General features: G+C 61.8%; 1 pseudogene. It reads left to right on the top strand.

Annotated elements, in window-relative coordinates:
• Positions 1 to 602: pseudogene (locus R4P70_RS32660) on the top strand (arsenical-resistance protein); the annotation flags it as partial.

Here is a 602-nt window from a genome sequence, read left to right as displayed (position 1 = left end):
CCGATCGCCCTCGGCCTGCTGATCATGATGTACCCGGTGTTGGCGAAAGTTCGCTACGACCGCCTCGACACTGTCACCGGGGACAAGAAACTCCTCGCCGGCTCCCTGTTCCTGAACTGGGTTCTCGGCCCGGCGCTGATGTTCGCCCTCGCCTGGCTGTTTCTGCCTGACCTGCCGGAATACCGAACCGGTTTGATCATCGTCGGCATCGCTCGCTGCATCGCGATGGTGATCATCTGGAACGACCTGGCCTGCGGAGACCGCGAAGCCGCCGCGGTGCTGGTCGCCATCAACTCGGTGTTCCAGGTGATCATGTTCGCCGTGCTCGGTTGGTTCTACCTCTCGGTCCTGCCCGGGTGGCTCGGCCTCGAACAGACCACCATCGACACCTCGCCCTGGCAGATCGCGAAATCGGTCCTGATCTTCCTCGGTATCCCGCTGCTGGCAGGTTTTCTGTCCCGCTTCTTCGGTGAACGCGCCAAAGACCGCGACTGGTACGACAACAAGTTCATCCCCAAGATCAGCCCCTGGGCGCTCTACGGTCTGCTGTTCACCATCGTCGTGCTCTTCTCGATGCAGGGCGAACAGATCACCTCCCAGCC

It is taken from the genome of Rhodococcus sp. IEGM 1241, assembly GCF_033142365.1.
In the GTDB taxonomy this organism is placed as follows: Bacteria; Actinomycetota; Actinomycetes; order Mycobacteriales; family Mycobacteriaceae; genus Rhodococcus_F; species Rhodococcus_F erythropolis.
This window is presented reverse-complemented; position numbering and strand designations above follow the sequence as displayed.